This window comes from Paenibacillus sp. JZ16, assembly GCF_015326965.1.
Lineage (GTDB): Bacteria > Bacillota > Bacilli > Paenibacillales > Paenibacillaceae > Paenibacillus_AQ.
In genome coordinates this window covers 1,033,486-1,051,065 of record NZ_CP017659.1, presented here as the reverse complement: position 1 = coordinate 1,051,065, position 17,580 = coordinate 1,033,486, and the positions used below count along the sequence as shown (strand labels likewise).

At 53.8% G+C, this 17,580-nt stretch carries 11 protein-coding genes; all 11 read left to right on the top strand.

Translation table 11 applies throughout. From position 1 onward, the window contains the following. The first annotated feature begins 303 nt into the window (after window positions 1-303). The 11 genes from BJP58_RS04610 (at window position 304) to BJP58_RS04565 (ending at window position 17,198) form a co-directional block, all read left to right on the top strand. Window positions 304-3,333, top strand: coding sequence for an Ig-like domain-containing protein (locus tag BJP58_RS04610; RefSeq protein WP_194542988.1), 3,030 nt, complete (start codon window positions 304-306; stop codon window positions 3,331-3,333). 276 nt (window positions 3,334-3,609) lie between these two features. Next, the gene (locus BJP58_RS04605) at window positions 3,610-6,114 is read left to right on the top strand and encodes a heparinase II/III domain-containing protein (protein ID WP_233354960.1); all 2,505 of its coding nucleotides are present in this window, start codon (window positions 3,610-3,612) and stop codon (window positions 6,112-6,114) included. Continuing rightward, a complete protein-coding gene (locus BJP58_RS04600; RefSeq protein ID WP_194542986.1) occupies window positions 6,102-7,064 on the top strand; it encodes an ABC transporter permease in 963 nt (320 codons plus the stop codon). Before BJP58_RS04605 ends, BJP58_RS04600 begins: the two co-directional genes overlap by 13 nt. 33 nt (window positions 7,065-7,097) lie before the next feature. Continuing rightward, window positions 7,098-7,973: a carbohydrate ABC transporter permease gene (locus BJP58_RS04595; RefSeq protein WP_194542985.1), complete on the top strand. Its 876-nt coding sequence runs from the start codon at window positions 7,098-7,100 to the stop codon at window positions 7,971-7,973. Between the two features lie 88 nt (window positions 7,974-8,061). Next, the gene (locus tag BJP58_RS04590; RefSeq protein ID WP_194542984.1) at window positions 8,062-9,657 is read left to right on the top strand and encodes an extracellular solute-binding protein; all 1,596 of its coding nucleotides are present in this window, start codon (window positions 8,062-8,064) and stop codon (window positions 9,655-9,657) included. A gap of 130 nt (window positions 9,658-9,787) precedes the next feature. Next, window positions 9,788-11,491: a polysaccharide deacetylase family protein gene (locus BJP58_RS04585; RefSeq protein ID WP_194542983.1), complete on the top strand. Its 1,704-nt coding sequence runs from the start codon at window positions 9,788-9,790 to the stop codon at window positions 11,489-11,491. Window positions 11,492-11,514: 23 nt separating this feature from the next. Beyond that, window positions 11,515-12,753 carry a DegT/DnrJ/EryC1/StrS family aminotransferase gene (locus BJP58_RS04580; RefSeq protein ID WP_194542982.1) on the top strand — a complete coding sequence of 413 codons (1,239 nt, stop codon included), beginning with the start codon at window positions 11,515-11,517 and terminating at the stop codon, window positions 12,751-12,753. After that, window positions 12,734-13,042: a hypothetical protein gene (locus BJP58_RS33520; RefSeq protein WP_233354959.1), complete on the top strand. Its 309-nt coding sequence runs from the start codon at window positions 12,734-12,736 to the stop codon at window positions 13,040-13,042. The genes BJP58_RS04580 and BJP58_RS33520 overlap by 20 nt, the downstream gene beginning before the upstream one ends. A 316-nt stretch (window positions 13,043-13,358) precedes the next feature. Further along, on the top strand, window positions 13,359-14,639 hold the full coding sequence (locus tag BJP58_RS04575) for a hypothetical protein (protein ID WP_233354958.1): 1,281 nt from the start codon (window positions 13,359-13,361) through the stop codon (window positions 14,637-14,639). Next, the gene (locus BJP58_RS04570; RefSeq protein ID WP_194542981.1) at window positions 14,626-15,654 is read left to right on the top strand and encodes an alpha/beta hydrolase family protein; all 1,029 of its coding nucleotides are present in this window, start codon (window positions 14,626-14,628) and stop codon (window positions 15,652-15,654) included. Before BJP58_RS04575 ends, BJP58_RS04570 begins: the two co-directional genes overlap by 14 nt. A gap of 92 nt (window positions 15,655-15,746) precedes the next feature. Continuing rightward, the gene (locus tag BJP58_RS04565) at window positions 15,747-17,198 is read left to right on the top strand and encodes an extracellular solute-binding protein (RefSeq protein WP_194542980.1); all 1,452 of its coding nucleotides are present in this window, start codon (window positions 15,747-15,749) and stop codon (window positions 17,196-17,198) included. Window positions 17,199-17,580 lie beyond the last annotated feature (382 nt).

Sequence of the window (17,580 nt, the reverse complement as noted above, 5' to 3'; positions counted from 1 at the left end):
GAATCAAATATCATTCGAAAGTCGCTAAATTAGCGGCTTTTTGTTGTTGAAACCAAGTCCTCGTCCTGAAAATGAGGTAAATAGAAAGAGATAACCATATTGGGATGAAAGGAAAAGCAGCGAATCAGGCGTTGACGCTGCCCCTTGATACGTGGTAACTTATGAACATAAAATACATGTTAAATACATGTATTCGTCAAGGAGGGGATAGCACATACATATCAGGAGAGCAGAAAGGAAAGTTATGTTTTCAGGAATTGAAAGCGCTACCATTTAATTAAGCCAAAGGAGAGAATTGATGAAATGAAGCTCAGATTGTTTCGATCCAAAGGTTGGACGTGGACCCTTGCTTTCGCAATGATTTTTCCCCAGCTGTTTATGCCGGCGGGCGCCGATGCTGAGGGGAGCACTAAGCCCGCACACTCGTCGTACGGTCTGGACCTAACGCTGCCGGACACGGTTGATGTAGGTAACCTGGTTGATTACACCGTGACGCTTGCCACTTATGAGACGGCCTCTGCAACCTATGGAAATGTTTATTTTGAAGTGGATACAAGCGGGCCGGGGCACGCGGTTTATAGTTCTGCCGAGGTTCCAGGAGCTGGGGAGGTATCCTTCACTGACCGTTCGAAATTGCATAAAGAGGGATTCCGACTGCCTCCGCAATATTCTAACACCTCGAACTGGACGGTAGAGTTCGATCAGCCGGGAGAATATGTCGTGACCTATAAAGTCATCAGCCGGGATGGAACGGTGGTTGCTGCCACGGTGAAGAAGGTCAATGTGACCTCGGGCCAATCGCAGTATCAGATCGAGATCATGGATCTGGATCAGGCTGGCGTAGGGGAAAACCTGTCTATGCCCGTCACGATCTCCACGAAAGCCCGCGAAACAGAAGGCATTAAGCGTGCCTATCTGCAGGTTTCCAAGACCCAAGGAGAAGGAGATATGATCTTCACCGTTCAGGACGAAGAGGGACGCTATCAGTCGATACTGAACAACGGGGAGTACGGCAGGCCGGGCTTCGAGCTGCCAGCAGATTACCATTCCACCAAGGATTGGAGCGTCAAATTTTCGAAAATCGGTTCGTACACCTTCAGCTACCGGCTGATCGACAGCGAAAGCGGTGATGTGCTGGCTGAAGACGAGGAATCGGTGGAAGTCGTTCCCGCCTATCAAAATCTGGGCATCCAGGTGTATAACAACTATGTCATGCGGGCTGTATTCGGAAAAGAAAACGGACGCGATGTCGCTTATATGGTTCAGGTCGGCGATCCGGCCCAGCTCGTTGTCGTCGATATTCAGACCGAGGAGACGATACAGGCGATCGATCTGCCGGGGGCAACCGGAGCCTGGGGGATGGCCGTAGCTACGGACGGCATGGTTTATCTCGGTTCCTACGGCACCGCTTCACTTTACCGGTATGATCCGTCTACCGATACGATCGTCAATCTGGGAGACCCGGCCGAGGGCACGGCCAGCCCAACCACTCAGTTTTTCGAGCTGACCCCGGGAGTGGACGGCAAAATCTACGGCGGTGTCTATCCGTCAGGTTCGGTGTTTGAATATGACCCGGTAAAAGGCTTTACGAATTTCGGCAACCCTGTGCCTGGCCAGATTTATCCGCGGAGCGTGGCATACGACAAGGAAGAAAACATGTTGTACGTCGGAGGCGGCGGAACGAAAAACTACCTCATTCGCCATGATCTGAACACCGATCAGAAGACCAACATCATGCCGGCACAGTATAATCTGACGAGCACCTATGATCTGAACATCGCCGGCGATAAGCTGTTCCTGAAGATGGACCCAGGCTACAAGATGATCGTGTTGGACAAAATCACCGGTGCGGTGATTAAAGACGATGAGCTTATCCACTCCAGAGGTGTGTCCGAGCCGCACGAAGGGAAGGTATACTTTACCTACGGCGGCATTCTAAAAAGCTATGATCTGTCGACCAACCAAGTGGAAGAGATATACACAGGCAGTGAAGTAATCAATTTTGTCTCCAACGTGATTGGCTGGGGCTCAGCTTTGATTGATGATCCCGATTATCCTGGTCCGACGCTGATCGGCGTTGCCGGAAATAATTCGGCCAAAGTAATCAAATACAATTTGGAGCGTGGCACGCTGAAACAGGCCATCATGCCGCTGCCAAAGCAACCGATCGACTTGCATATTACCGGGCAGGGGCCGGACGGCAAAATCTATGCCGGCGGATTCCTTCCCGGCGGTATGGGCATTTATGATCCGGACACAGGCCTTTCCACCAACAACTCGATCGGGCAGACTGAAGGGATGACTTCCATTGGAGAGAAAATGTACTTCGGTACCTATCCGGGCGCAAATATTTTTGAATATGATACCAACAAGCCGTGGAGAAGCTCCGGTACCAACCGAACCGTGAACAAGCTGTTTGATTTGAAAACCGAGCATCTGCAGGATCGTCCATTTGCCATGCTAGGAGCGGAAAACATGCTGTTCATCGGCACAGTTCCGGACTACGGGAAGCTAGGTGGAGCCTTCAGTGTTTATGACCCGGCCACCAAGAATTTGTCGGTTCATACGCAGATCGTGCCGAATCAGAGCATCGTATCCCTGGCCTACAAGGATGGAAAGATTTATGCAGGCAGCTCCATCCGGGGAGGCCTCGGCAGCACACCGACCGAAAATGAAGCGAAGTTATTTGTATGGGATATAGCGAGAGGAATAAAGGAAAAAGAGATCGTGCCAGTTCCAGGAAAAGGAGCTATCACCTCGCTGATAGAAGGTCCGGACGGGAACATCTGGGGCTTTGCCATGGGAACGTTGTTCATCTATGATCCGTCGTCAGGAGAGGTGATATATCAGGACGAGAAGTTTCCGGATGCGGGCGGACAGTGGAGAGATGCAAGCCTCGTTATCGGGAAAGACGGCCTCGTCTATGGAACGATGAGCGGTAAGCTGTTCTCCATCCATCCTGACGACAAAACATTAACCGTCATGAGAAACCAGGCTGCCTGGTTGTCGCGGGATAACATGGGCAACCTGTACTTTGTGACCAATAATGAGCTTTGGCGCCATGTGATCGAGGATAACAGAGCTGCGGTTACCGAGGTGCGTCTGAGCGCGAGCACGCTGGAGTTGTCCGTTGATCAAACGGCCGAATTAAAAGCGGAGGTTCATCCATCATTTGCAACAGTAAAGAACGTCACGTGGACCTCCAGCAATAGCGCCGTTGCCTCCGTCAGCGCTACCGGAGTCGTCAAAGGCCTGCAGCCGGGAACGACGGTTATTAGGGTTACAACTTTAGACGGCAGCAAGACGGCGGAATGCGTAGTTACCGTTAATTAGTTCGGAACTGCAAAAGAAGCAGCACCAATTGGAACATTTGGTGCTGCTTCACCTTCGTAATGGAGTAAATACGACAAAAATTTGAATTGACAGATCATTAAAAATACAAGTAATATACATGTATGTAAATGAGAGGCCGAAAGTTAGCGAGTTGCCCAGAAGGGTATAAACGCAGATTGACCTCCATTGGGTATTGTTCGCCATTAAATTATGACAGCGTTTTCTTGGTCGGTTGTACAGTATGAAACTCACTTATTAACGGAGGAGCTGAGATTAATGCTTCGAACGGAATTTATAAAGCCCTCGCTGCTGGAGACGGGGGAAGAGCACCGGCTGAGCTTCATGCTAGCGGAGCCCTGCGGGAGACTAGAACCCCAATCGGATTCAGCGTATAGAATTACCTGCAGCGATCCGGAGACACTTGGGGTGAACGGAAGTCTGATAACCGGGCTGAAGCCGGGCGAGACGGAGGTATCCGTATATTCCCAGGGCGATAGCCCATCAGCGTGCAGCTGGAAGGTGCGGGTACAGCCGGCAGGTATGGATTCAGTCATGAAGCTGCAGGACCATCCGAGAATATTGTTTTCGGAAGAAGAACTCAAGGCATTTCGGGAACGGATTAAGCCGGGCGAGGGCCGTTCTTCGAGGATCATCGATGCATCTCGGCTATGGGAGGAATACCTGGCAAAAGCGGACGCCTATGTGGAGGAAGAAAGCTTCGAGGTGCTGTATCCGTCCATATCGGAGCAGTGGAAGGTTGAGCTGCCTCTGACAGAGCCGAAGCGGGCGCCCGAACCGCAAGGACATACCTTCTTCCCCTTCTGGACGATGTATGCCAGAGCGATTGAGGATCGGCTGGTCGTCATGTCCACGTCCTTCCTGGTGACGAATGAAAGAAAATATGCGGAGCGAGTGAAGGAGCATCTGTTGTCCCTGACTTCCTTCGGTAAATGGTATGAGTTTGACGAGCGGGGTGCAGAAGGAAATCTGAGCAACGCCCACCTGCTGCTTGGCGTTTCGAGTGCCTATGATGCGATTCACCGTCTTCTAACGGAGGATGAGCGGCGATCCATTCGCCAAGCCATTCTGGAAAAAGGACTGCAGCCGCTGGCCATCGATATCGGAAGCAGCGATATGCACAATATTGTCGCAGCCAAGCAGGTGGCGATGGTGTACGGTGCGGCGGCTATCATGGATGAGATCTCGTTTGCCGCCAAATATTTAAACGCCGGACTTACTTATCTTCAAAGCTATCTGGAACGAAAACGGGTGTCCGGCGAAACAGAGGGGCTGCTGTACGACAATGTGGCAGCACGACATGCTTGGATGGCGGCGGATCTTTACCGGAGAATCAGCGGCGATGACAGCCTGGTACAGGACCCGTATTTACGGGAAGAGCTTCCCGAGCGTTTTTTTCGGCTGATGGCGCCGGGGGAGGAGAGCTCGTTCCCGAATCTGTCGGATTCGTTTTCCAAGCTCGATATCACATACCTCATGGCCATGACAGCTACCCATTACGGCCATCCGGCAGCGGTGTGGTACTTGCAGAAGCATGCAGCGGCACATTACAATTCGCTTCTTTATTTGCGGAAAGAGACCTCCCCAAAGAGCCCGTCGGAGCTGTACGGCGCATGTGCTTCAGCGGTCTTCCGGAGCGTAGGCTGGGCCGCCCTGCGGTCAGGATGGGGCGATGAGGATCATCTGCTGTGCTTTGCCTCAAGCAGCTCGGCGAAGGACCATAATCACAGAGACCAGAACAATCTGGTGATCAATGTCGGCGGAGAATGGCTGCTGACCAATCCTGGCTATCAGGATTATGTACCCGGTCCGAAGGCGGATTACACTACCGGCACGATAGGACACAATTCGCTGCTCGTCAAGGGTCAGGGACAGCTCCACCTGGGAGGAGGCGATCTTCGGGAGGAACTGCTGCTACCGTCATTCGAGGCGGTTGTCGGGGACGCTACCGAAAGTTATGGGGGGCTGCTGAAAGGCTACCAGCGATCTGTCATACATATCGATTCGGCTTATTACGTCGTCGTGGATGATGTGGAACTGCATCAGGATTCAGATGAGGCGGAACTGCTGTTTCATACGACCTCGGCGGTCTTGGACGGTGATGAGCCCAAGGCCCCGGGCGAGAACCTGGAAAGCGACTCCATTGTATTCCAGGGGGAGAAGGCCGCTCTGCAGCTCATGTTCCCCTTTCCCGAGGAGAAGATGCTTTCCCTCCGTGAATACCCAGGGGCGGAGAGCTACGGTCCTTATGTTGCTGTCGGTGGCGCGACGGGAAAAAGACGGCGGTTTCTCACGCTGATCAACCCGCGATTCCAATATGGTGAAAGGCTGGAAATCCGTCAAAAGGAACAGAATGCCGGCAGCCTTACCTACGGTTTGACGGTGGTAAGGCAGAATAGGGCGGAGGATATCTGGCTGTTCTGCGCTGACGCGGCTGAAGCACGCTACCGGGGCATTACCTTCCTGGGAGATACCGCCCACATCTCCGGTGACGGCAAGCTTCATTTGTGGAAGGCGGTGCGTCTGTCCGGCGGGGACATCGCTTTCGAGGCGGAACTGCCTCTAAGCATATACACCGATGCCCGCGATTCAACCTGCTTCGTGCATAATCCCCATCCGGTAGAAGTTCTCTTCAAGCTGAAGCTGATAACTGCCGGCGTGGAAGTCGAACAAACCACGCCACCCGGCTATTATGAATGGAATCTTATGAACATCGGCAGAGGTGGTCAGGCGGAAGGGAGAGAAGCTATGTGGAAACCGTGACTTCGAAAATCAATAAACCAACTCCTACCAAAACGAGCGCATGGAAACGAATTCGAACTCGTATGTGGAGGGACCGTTATTTGTACCTCTTGCTGCTGCCGGGCCTGCTCTATTTTATCGTGTACCGGTATCTGCCCATGCTGGGCATATCACTTGCCTTTAAAGAATACAGTCCGTTCCGGGGATTTGCGGAGAGTCCTTGGGTCGGATTCGCGAACTTTGCCCGTATTTTCGAAAGCTCCGAGGTGATCCAGGTGATCTGGAATACCCTGACCATCTCCTTCCTGCAAATCGCGTTCGCATTTCCGGCACCGATCTTTCTGGCTATCATGCTGAACGAGGTGGCCAATCCGCTCCTGAAAAGAGGGCTGCAATCCATCGTTTACATGCCGCATTTTCTGTCCTGGGTCGTGGTGGTCGGCATCGTGACGATCTTTTTCCGCAATGAAGGTCTGGTCAACGATGTGCTCCGCGAGCTGTTCGGTCTGCAGCAGACGATTCCTTTTCTGACCGAACCCGATTATTTCCGTGCCTTTCTGGTGCTGGAGGTCATATGGAAGGAAGCCGGCTGGGGGACGATTATCTTCCTGGCGGCGCTCGCAGGCGTTAACCCGGCTCTGTACGAGGCAGCCGTCATGGACGGCGCTGGACGCTTCCGCCAAATCTGGCATATTACGCTGCCCGCCATCCGCAGCACAATCATTATCATGCTGATCATACGACTCGGTGACGTGCTGGAGATCGGCTTCGAGCAGGTGTTCCTTCAGCTGAACGCCTTTAACATGCATATCGGCAATACGCTCGACACCTTTGTGTATTACAAGGGTATTCAACAGTCGGACTACAGCTTCTCCACCGCGGTTGGCGTTTTCAAGGGACTGGTTGGTCTCGTGCTGGTTATGGCCGCCAACAGGCTGTCCAAGCGCTTTGGCGAGCAGGGCGTATATTAAGCGATTCGATTCTTTCAGAGAGGAGATCGACACATGAAGCAAAAATCCATCGCGGACCGTTTGTTTAACGGTGTGAATATCAGTCTGCTGCTTGTCATATCCGCGGTCATGCTGTTTCCGTTTGTATATTTGTTCTCGGTTTCATTTTCCTCGTTCGAGGATTTTTTGGGCAGCAAGCTGCTGCTATGGCCGTCTAAATGGACGACCGACGCCTATGAATATATTTGGGCCTCCAGGACGTTCCGGCAGGCGCTGCTGAACACCTCGGTGGTTACCGTGCTTGGCACCATCGTCAATCTGTTTTTTACGGCGACGATGGCATACGCCTTGTCCCGTCCGATCGTTGGTCAGCGTACCGTTATGTTTATGGTCGTATTTGCGCTCCTGTTCTCGGCCGGCATGATTCCGACCTATTTGGTCGTGCAGGAAACAGGACTGCTTAATTCCATCTGGTCGCTTATTCTGCCGGTGGCCATTGCGCCCTTCAACCTGATTGTCATCCGCCAATTTTTCATGAACATCCCAAGCGACATGATCGAGGCAGGCATTGTGGATGGCGCGAATGACCTGCAGATTTTCGGACGTATCATCCTGCCGCTCTCGAAACCTGCACTGGCGGCATTCAGCCTGTTTTATGCAGTTACGCACTGGAACAACTATTTTGCGCCGATTCTGTACATCAATGATCCGTCCAAATGGACGATTCAGGTGGTGCTGAGACAGATTGTGGTGGTGGGGGAAACGACAGGCACGCTCGGGGGGGATAATATGTTCCTCGAAAATCCGCCTCCGCCCGAGACGATTCAGATGGCCGCCATTCTGATGGCGACGCTGCCGATCCTGATCGTGTATCCGTTCCTGCAGAAGCACTTCGCCAAGGGCGTCATGCTGGGCGCCGTTAAAGGTTGATGACTTCGCACGGCCGGACCATGGCGGCTGTCGAATGAATCATAGATGGAGGTCACACTCCGACATTGATATGAATGGGGGAAAGCTCATGTTAAAGAAACGCAGACTTACCGCAGTAATGGCGGCCTTGCTCTCTATCAGCCTGGCTGCATGCGGCGGCCAGCCGAAAGCGGAGGAGCAGCCGAAAGCCCCGGCTTCGGGCGATAAGAGCCCGGCGCAGGCGGATCCAAAGTTTTCGATTACCGCAATCGATTTCCGGTATGGCGATCCGCCGCCGACTTCAAGTCCCGGCATTGACATGATCAACGAGAAATTCAATGTGGACTACAAGCCTGTTTTTGTACCGAACACCGCTTTTGATGAAAAGATCAACGCTGTATTCGCATCAGGTCAGATTCCGGATATGATCGGCTTAATGTCGACCGACTTGAAAAACCGCTACAACAAGTTTGCGAAGCAGGGTGCGTTTTTGGACCTCGAGCCGTACATCAACGATTATCCGACCTTGAAGGCCGTGCCCGATTACATATGGGACTCCATGCGAGTAAACGGCAAAATTTATGCGATTCCACAATATGCCCCGAAGTATCAGGTGGTACCGGTGATCCGCAAGGACTGGCTTGATAAGCTTGGCCTGAAACCACCGACCAATTATGAGGAGCTGAAGGAGGTAGCGCTGGCGTTTACGAACGGAGATCCGGACGGCAACAGCAAAAAGGACACGTACGGGATCGCCATCGGCCAGGATATTAATCCAAACTTTAACCAGGGACCCTATTGGGACCCGGATGCCTGGTACCATCAGGATGCGCAGGGCAACTACATCCCGGGCATAATCGGTGAAGGCCGCCGGGAGTTTATTACGATGCTGTCCGAGCTTTACAAGCAGGGAGCCATGACGAAGGACTACGCGATCCTGAACTGGGGAGACACGAACAAGGAATTTTATTCCGGCAAGGCAGGCATCTTCATCGGAACGCCGCGCGGCATGTCGCAGGACTATATGAACGGGCTGCTGGCGATACATCCCGAAGCCGAGTTTATACACCTGGAGCCGTTCGAGGACCCATACGGAAACAAGGGACTGACGGCTGGAGCAGGGTATAACGGCCTTACCGTGCTGAGCGCCAAACTTGAAGATGAGCCGGAAAAGCTGAAGAAAGTGCTGGAAATGATCGATTTCGGCCGCAAATTCTATCCGCAGGATCAGAAGAATGAGAAGAACGCCGATTTTGACTGGTGGTCAGGCAAAGTCGGTTCAGGTTACGTTATGCAAGACGGCGTGCCTGTCTTCAACGAGAACTTCGGCAGAGACGGCCTGGGTCCTTCAACGTATTATGTTGATAATTCATCTTGGGTACCGCAGGACTCGGACAATGTATATTCCATTACGTATCAGACCAAACAGCTGGTGGATCTTGTAGCCGCCATTGAAACGATGTACAAGGATATGAAGCTTTATATCAACCCGATCAATGGATTGGAGTCGCCGACGGACAACGAGAAAGGCGCAGAACTGAAAAAGTATGTCATGGATGAGCAGGTGAAATTGATTGCAGGCACCCGTCCCGTGTCCGATTGGGATAAACTGGTTCAGGAGTACATGGACAAAGGCGGAGCCCAGATCGTCCAGGAATACAACGCGAATATAAAAGAGAAGGATCCTAAAGCACTTTTTAAGTGAGATTGGTTAAAGTGACGCTTTATAAATGATCTGTAGAACGGCGGGGCGGGGCAAATCATTTTGCCCCTGTTCTGCATTGGATGACAGGCACCTATGCGAATGCGAGCAGGGGAAGGGGGAGAGATGTATCATGAGAAAGACAGCCAAAATCGGTTTATGGTTTAACAAGCGGTCGGCGGAGTATCTCTGGAGACACAGCCAGGACCAGTTTCAGCTTTATCTGGAGGAGGTGCTTGGGCATGCCGGCATTCCTTATACAAGGTTTGATGATGCCGATACCCTTGAGTCCTATCATCCCGATATCATCGTCGTGCTGCACGCTGGAGAGAAGGAAGAGGATCTGAACCGACTGGAGCAGTGGGCCCGACAGGGTGCGACGCTCATCAGCTACGGTGGATTGAATCGTATGGCCCGCCGGATGGGCTGTACCCGGTTTGCCATCCGGGATGCGGTGTATGGCGATCTGTCGGGGTTAAAATATGCGCAAGGCATTCCGGTTCTGAGGGCGGTAATCAGTGATCCGTGGATGGTATCGCAGACATCTGTCATGCCGGTTGAAGCAGACGGCGTTCTGCGCCGGCTACGGAAAGATGGTGCCGAGGCGTCCGCGGCCGTCATCAAGTTCCCACTCGGCGGCGGACGGCTGATCCGCTGGAACGTGGACATTCCTGCGAACATCGTCATGCTGCAGCAGGGCGGAGGGCCGGTCGTGCAGGACGGCATACCTGCTCCGGACGGAACAGGAGCGGTGGACGAAGGCATTCTGAAGGCGGATGACCGGTGTGAGCTGGACTGGAATGAGGACCGCTCGGTGACAGAGACCGGGATGCCTTATTTTGATACGCCGTATGCAGACTGGTGGCGCGAGGTGATTGTCCGCCAGCTAATGGAGGAAGCGGATGCGCTTGGATTGTCGCTTCCGTTTCTGGATTATTGGCCGGAAGGCGTCCATCAGGTGGCCATGATTTCGCACGACAGCGACTTCAACGTTGAGGAGGCGGCCCGAACGACGTTGAGCGTGCTTCAGAATAACGGCGTCCGATCGACCTGGTGCATGATCGAGCCGGGTTACTCTCCTTCGTTGTACAAGGAAATTCAGGCAGCCGGGCATGAGCTGGCTTTTCACTTCAATGCTTTGGAGCAGGAGAATGGCATATGGAGCGCCGAAGAATTCACACGTCAACTGAGCGTGATCCGGAGCACCAGCGGATCGCCAATCGTATCGAACAAGAACCACTATACCCGGTTTGAGGGCTGGGGAGAGCTCTATGAATGGTGCGAGTTGAACGGCATTGAAGCGGATCAGACCCGGGGGCCGAGCAAAAAAGGAAATGTCGGCTTTCCGTTCGGTACCTGCCACCCCTATTATCCTATCGCTCGTTCTCATGAGCGAAATCGGCTTTACCGGGTGCTGCAGATCGGCTTTCTGACCCAGGATCTGGAGCATCCCACACTTTCGGATGTGTCGGTGATTACCCCGTTTCTCGAAAAGGTGGCGGAGGTCCGCGGCGTCGCTCACTTTCTGTTTCACCAGCAGCATATCCATAACCTGGAGCAGGTCCGGCATGTGCTTTCGCTTGCCGTCGAAACCGCGAAGCGTCTTGGTTATGCGTTCTGGACGAGCGAGGAGATCACTCGATGGGAGCAGGCCAGAAGATCTGCGGTACTGCGGGTCGGCGCAGACGGAATCCTGATCGCCGAGAATCTTCCGCAGGGAGCGGTATTGCGTCAGCCTTTGAATGCGGAGGCGGACCCGTCAGCTTCACGGACGGAAATTCGCTTTGGGCGCCCGTGTGCAGAAGCGGCGAGCAGCGTGAAAACAGCAGCTGAATAACGACGATGAGGAGGAATCAGATCGTGGAAACGTTAGCGATTCATGGCGGAGCGCCAGTCAAGACCGGTCCTTTTGGCACAGGTAAAAGATTCGGGGATGAGGAGGCCGCGCAGCTGCTTGAGGCGCTGGAGCAAAACACGCTGTTTTATCATTTCGGCTCCAAGGTAAAACAGTTTTTGGCCGATTTCAATGCGATGTACGGCCGGGAATACAGTGTGGCGACATCCTCCGGCACCGCAGCCCTTCATGTCGCGCTTGGTGCGGCTGGCGTCTCCGTAGGGGATGAGGTCATAACAAGCCCGATTACGGACCAGGGAACGCTGATCGGCATTCTGTATCAGAATGCCATCCCGGTGTTTGCCGATCTGGAGCCGCACACTTACAATTTGGATCCGGCTTCGGTTGAGGCGCGCATCACACCGAGAACCAAGGCCATTATCGTCGTCCATCTCGCGGGATATCCGTGCGATATGGATCCGATTATGAAGATCGCGAAGAAGCATGGCATCAAGGTCATCGAGGATTGCGCACAGGCCTATTTGACCCGGTACAAGGGCAGGCTGACCGGGACCATCGGAGATTACGGCTGTTTCAGCACGAATGATTTCAAGCATATTTCCACCGGGGACGGCGGTATGGTGCTGATCAATTCGGGAGCGCGCGAGGATTACGAAACCGCTCACGCCTTTGCGGACAAAAACTATCGCCGTCTAGGCACCACGGTTGACCGAGGAACGAGTTATATTGCACCGAATTACCGGATGACCGAGCTGCAGGGAGCCGTCGGAATCGCCCAGCTGAAGAAGCTGCCCTGGATATGCGAGCGGCGTAAGCAATACGGCGACCGGCTCAATGAAGGATTGCAGGGAATCCAGGGTGTCATTCCGCCGCAGGTTGACCCGGAGCATAATTGTACATACTGGTTCTACATGCTGCGGCTTGACCTGGATCAATTGACCTGCAGCCGCGAAGAGTTTTGCAGAGCGCTGGAGGCGGAAGGCATCCCGAACCGTGCCGGCTATATCCCACAGGTGTGCTATTTGCAGCCGCTGTTCCAGAAGCGGCAGGCTTATCCGGGAAGCCATTTTCCGTTTGACGGCAGCAGCGTTTCCTATAAACCTGGCCTGTGTCCGGTAGCGGAGGAGATTCTGGTCACGGCGGTTCAGATTCCACTGAACGAATTCTACTCGCTGGAGGATATTGAGGATATTATTCACGCGGTTGCCAAGGTGGGTGCTTGTTATGCCAAAAGCGATGAGTAATACGGATAAAGCGGGCGGCGGTAAGATCCCGGAGAGGATGGGGGCTTTTGAGCGGATCGGCGTTCCCGCGGACGTGGATGAGAGCCGGTCAGCGGCGGTCTGTCGTAGAGACGACGGAGCCGAACGCATCGTAATCGCTGCCCGGGGATACGTGCTGATTGTGGATCCCGAGACGGGAAGCTGCAGCCAGCTTTATTTTCCGGGGGCGAGGGCCAGTATCCGTTCGCGTCGGCCAGTGATCCCCGGGGGTGGTTCTATACGGGAGCAGGCCGCTATTTTTATATTGTAGATCCGTTCACTCCAGCATTTGTTGGACAGCACCGGATTCCTGAAGGGGAAGAGGAAGCGGGATTTGCGTTTGCCGTTAAAGGGGATGGACGGGTTTACGCCACAACGTACCCGGGAAGCTATCTGGTTGAGCTCGACGCTTCGTCAGATTCATCACGTACCTTATGCAGACTGGATTCCGAGAGGAAGTATGCCATGACGCTTGCATGCGGAAGCGACGGGAAGATCTATGCCGGACTAGGCACGACATCGTCGGCCATCGTCTGCTTCCATGAGGAAACCGGCGAGCTGGAGATATTGCTCGAGGGCCCCCGGATATGCCCGGGAGCGCTGCCGTTCTCCAGGGCTGCAACAGCTCTGTCTACGGCTGGCTGCCTTCAGGAGAGAATGGAGACGGACGATGGTACCGGCTGGGCGAGCACGGGGCGGAGCCAGTGTCGGCGGAGGAAGTCGGTCCATCCCTGTATAAGGGAGCAGGTTACAACAAGCTGCATCTGGACCTTGACGGTGGCCGAACACTGCTGAAATGGCAGCTGTCCGACAGACAGGTCGTCATCATGGAAGCGGACGGGAGCTTGAGCCGGATTCCGCTTTCCTACAAGGGAGGCGGAACATCGCTCTCCCCGCTGTACGGAGGCCCGGACGGCATTCTGTACGGCACCTCCAATCACCCGCTGCATTTGTTCACTTATGATACCACAGCCGGGCGTCTGACCGATTGGGGAGGCGATATCGTGGAGCGGGGAGGCGGCGGCAATATCGCCGCTTATGCGGCTCAAGGGAACATCATCGTGGGTGCGGCATATGCAGGCGGCTTGGTCCATCTGCTGGATACGGCAAAAGATTGGAATACGGAAGAAGGACCCTGCCGGAATCCTAGGCTGATCTATGAAAATGCCGCTGTCCACAGGCCGAGATGTGCGGCCGCGCATCCGGACGGACGTCATGTTCTGTATGGCGGATTTCCCGGTTATGGTGCCGCAGGCGGCGGGCTCGGCATCGTGGATGTGTTGGCTGGTCAGGTGGAGATGCTAGAGCACCTGGAAATTGTCAGCGGGCAGAGCACGATTTCACTGGCGGCACTGCCGGACGGCAGGGTATTCGGGGGCACCAGCATTGAAACACCTGGCGGTGGGATCAGCAAGGCGGGGGAAGCGGCGATGTATGAGTTGAGTTGGCCTGACCGGAAAGTGATTCGGCGCTGGGTGCCGATCCAAGGAGCCAAAGAGATTGCCCAGCTGGCTCCCGGCGTGAACGGCGTCCTGTATGGACTGACCTCGGAATCGATATTTTTCGTTTATGATGCTGATCTGCAACAAGTGGTTCACCGGAGCGATCTTTCTTCATGGGGCCGTATTGTCCGGCAGGGGCTGCTCATGACCGAGCGGGAGGGCCGTCCATTCCTCTTGGGTCTGCTGAGCAGGGCTTTGTTCACCGTGAATCCTGTAAACATGCAGCCAGAGCTGCTGGACCGGCTTCCGGCTGAAGCGACCAGCGGGATCGCCTGCCTGAACGGAGACGTGTATTTCGGTTCCTTTGCTGAGCTATGGCGGTATCGGCTGGAAGAGGAGGGGAATTACGTTTATGAATCGGTTTAATGGGGACATGATGCCGCTGTTAGAGGGAATACATACCCTTGATGCTTGGATGGAGAAGAAGTCCAGACTGAGAGAGCGCTGGCTGCAGCTGTTGGGGGAGCCTCCGGGGCCGGTTGATTACAAGCCGAGTGTGGCCGCAAACAGCGGTGGCTTCCGGGTGATATCAGAGCATGACGAGGAAGATCACACAAGACATAAGATCGTTTACCATTCCCCGGAAGGGGATCCAATCCATGCTTATCTTCTGCTTCCACATGGAAAGCCAGCTGAGGGAGGTTATCCCGCTGTTCTGGCTCTTCATCCGACAACCGAGAACGGAAAAGACGATGTATGTCTGCCTTCCGGTCGGGAGAATCGGCGGTATGGTCTGGAGCTGGTTCAGCGCGGATTTGCCGTGCTGGCACCGGACTCCATCACGTTCGGCGACCGGGTCTACCCAGGGGAAGAGCCTTTTCAAACCGCTCCGTTCTATCAAGAGCACCCCGCGTGGACTGCGGTTGGTAAAATGCTCTCCGATCACATCACGGCGGTCGATGTGCTGTCCTCGCTGCCGCAGGTAAACTCCCACCGGATCGGCGTCATCGGCCATTCGCTGGGCGGCTACAACGGCTGGTTTCTGGCCGGAATGGATAAACGCATCAAGGCTGTCGTCTCGAGCTGCGGGTTTACGATGTTCCGCGGTGATCCGGAGCCGAACCGCTGGGGGCAGCGGGAGTGGTTTTCCCATATCCCTTCCATAACGGACAGCCTGAGTAACGGCTCCCTTCCGTTCGAGTGGCATGAAATCGCGGCGCTTGCGGCCCCGGTGCCCATGTTTATGTGGTGCGGGACGCGAGATCCGATTTTTCCGAACTGGCGTGAGATTGCATCGGGTCTTGGGGAACTGGATGGCTTGTATGATTTTCTGGGCGCTTCATCTGCTTTCGAGTGCTGGATCGGTCATGAAGGGCATGACTTCCCGAGGGATATCCGGCAGCGTGCCTATGCTTTTCTTGAGAAGAAGCTTGCAGAGTAAAATATATACGCGTTCTTTAAGCGGAGTGCATGGAATCCTGATGTTCCTCATGATATACTGATTGTTATAGACATGTATAGGAGCGGTATATATTGTTGCGTAGAAGAAATGAATTTCATGAGCGTTATGAACGCTTTGTCCAGGAATTGAGAAATGAAATCGTCTCCGGCGTTCTTCAGCCGGGTGAATTTATTTTGCCGGAAAATACGCTTAGCCAGAAGTATGAAATGAGCCGGGTATCGATCCGGAAGGCGCTGGATGAGCTGGTGAACGAAGGACTGATCGAGAAGATTGCGGGCAAGGGCAACCGTGTGAAGGAGCCGGATGAGGACAGAACGCCTGTCGTGCTGAAACTCGCCTGGTTCTCCTCCTCCTATGAAATTCCGATTATCGAGAAAATGATCGAAGCGTTCGAACGGAAGCATCCGTTCGTTCAGGTGGAAATGGTGCTGTACGCCGAGGACTTCTACACCGAGACCATCATTCGGTCCATTGATGACGGTCAGGGCCCCGATCTGTTTATTATGTCGGATCAGCATTTCCGGGAATGGACCGAAAGCGGGCGAACGAATCTGCTGACAGGATATGTTCCTCCTCGTCTCATGGAGGAAGGGGTCAGCTATCCGAGGGTGTTCGACCTGTTCAACGATGAGGGCAGCATGCTTGCGGCGCCGTTTGTGTTCTCTCCGGTGGTCATCTGCTACAACCGTTCGATCTTCCGTCAGCACGGCCTGCCTTACCCTATCAGTCTTGGCGACTGGAAGGAGCTGCTGGCGGCGGCCAAAGCCTGCACATCGGCCCCGGACGAAGACGGAATGACCGATCATTACGGCTTCTGCTTCTCCTCGTCTCCGAACCGCTGGCCGGTCTTCCTGCTTCAAAATGACGGCAGCATTATGGCTGCAGACCGCAGCCGGAGCACGATGGCGGATCAGCGGAATATCGAAGCTTTGGAGTTTTGCGTATCGCTTATGTACAAGGAGCATGTGTCGCCGATTTTCTCCCATGGCAGCAGCCATTTAGCCGAGAGCCTCTTTATGAAGGAACGGGTTGCCATGATCATGTCCACCTATTACTTCATGAATGAATTCCGCGATCATTCCATCGACTGGGATGTAATGACCCTGCCGAACGGCACCAAGCCCGCAACGATGCTGCTTGGAGGGGGGCTGTCGATCAACGCTGCGAGCAGTCATCGGAATATCGCTGAGAAACTCGTGGATTTTATGACAGGTGAGGAGGCGCAGACGCTGTTGAAGAAGCACGGCTGCACCATTCCGGCTTTGCGGTCGGTGGCCGAAGATGACCGTCTGCTGAATCCGGACATTCATCCGCAGCACTATAACCGTTTTCTGGAGGTGCTGCCTCACGCTTATCCGCTTCATACCCTCAACCTGAGCCAATCTGAAATATCGACGCTCCTGGATGAGCTGAATCTGCTGTGGGCCGGCATGGAAACCCCGGCGGATACCTGCACCCGAATTGAGCAGCTGTTCAACAGCCGTCTGGGCCTGACGGGCGCCGGTACGGGAATGGAGAAGTGAACGAAACTCTTATTCCGTCTCATTACGTCAGGTAGTTTGAGCGGTAATTAAATGTATGAAGAAACTTCATGGCAGGACGCCGAAATTGTCAGATGACTCAGATGACAATGACATATGGATTTTGAAAGCCGCATAAATTGCGGCTTTTTTCAGTTTGTAGTATTAGTTTTTTTCCTAATTGAACGACAAGAGCTTAAGACGAAGCTTGTTACATAATCACTCCATATTGATCTTGTCTGCACCCGATCTTGATTTCTCTATTCTATGATTAGTCCCAATATAGATTAGAGTTGTGTCTCAGATGACTACGTTTGTTTAGTATTTGAAAAAGTGTTACGATCCAACTGAAGTACACACTGGTGAGTATGAGGGGCTAATGCTC

Bases quoted from the DNA above. Each gene is read 5' to 3' on its own strand.
- BJP58_RS04595 (WP_194542985.1), top strand. From the start codon at position 7,098: ATGAAGCAAAAATCCATCGCGGACCGTTTGTTTAACGGTGTGAATATC.
- BJP58_RS04585 (WP_194542983.1), top strand. From the start codon at position 9,788: ATGAGAAAGACAGCCAAAATCGGTTTATGGTTTAACAAGCGGTCGGCG.
- BJP58_RS04570 (WP_194542981.1), top strand. From the start codon at position 14,626: ATGAATCGGTTTAATGGGGACATGATGCCGCTGTTAGAGGGAATACAT.
- BJP58_RS04605 (WP_233354960.1), top strand. From the start codon at position 3,610: ATGCTTCGAACGGAATTTATAAAGCCCTCGCTGCTGGAGACGGGGGAA.
- BJP58_RS33520 (WP_233354959.1), top strand. From the start codon at position 12,734: ATGCCAAAAGCGATGAGTAATACGGATAAAGCGGGCGGCGGTAAGATC.
- BJP58_RS04590 (WP_194542984.1), top strand. From the start codon at position 8,062: ATGTTAAAGAAACGCAGACTTACCGCAGTAATGGCGGCCTTGCTCTCT.
- BJP58_RS04610 (WP_194542988.1), top strand. From the start codon at position 304: ATGAAGCTCAGATTGTTTCGATCCAAAGGTTGGACGTGGACCCTTGCT.
- BJP58_RS04575 (WP_233354958.1), top strand. From the start codon at position 13,359: ATGCCCGGGAGCGCTGCCGTTCTCCAGGGCTGCAACAGCTCTGTCTAC.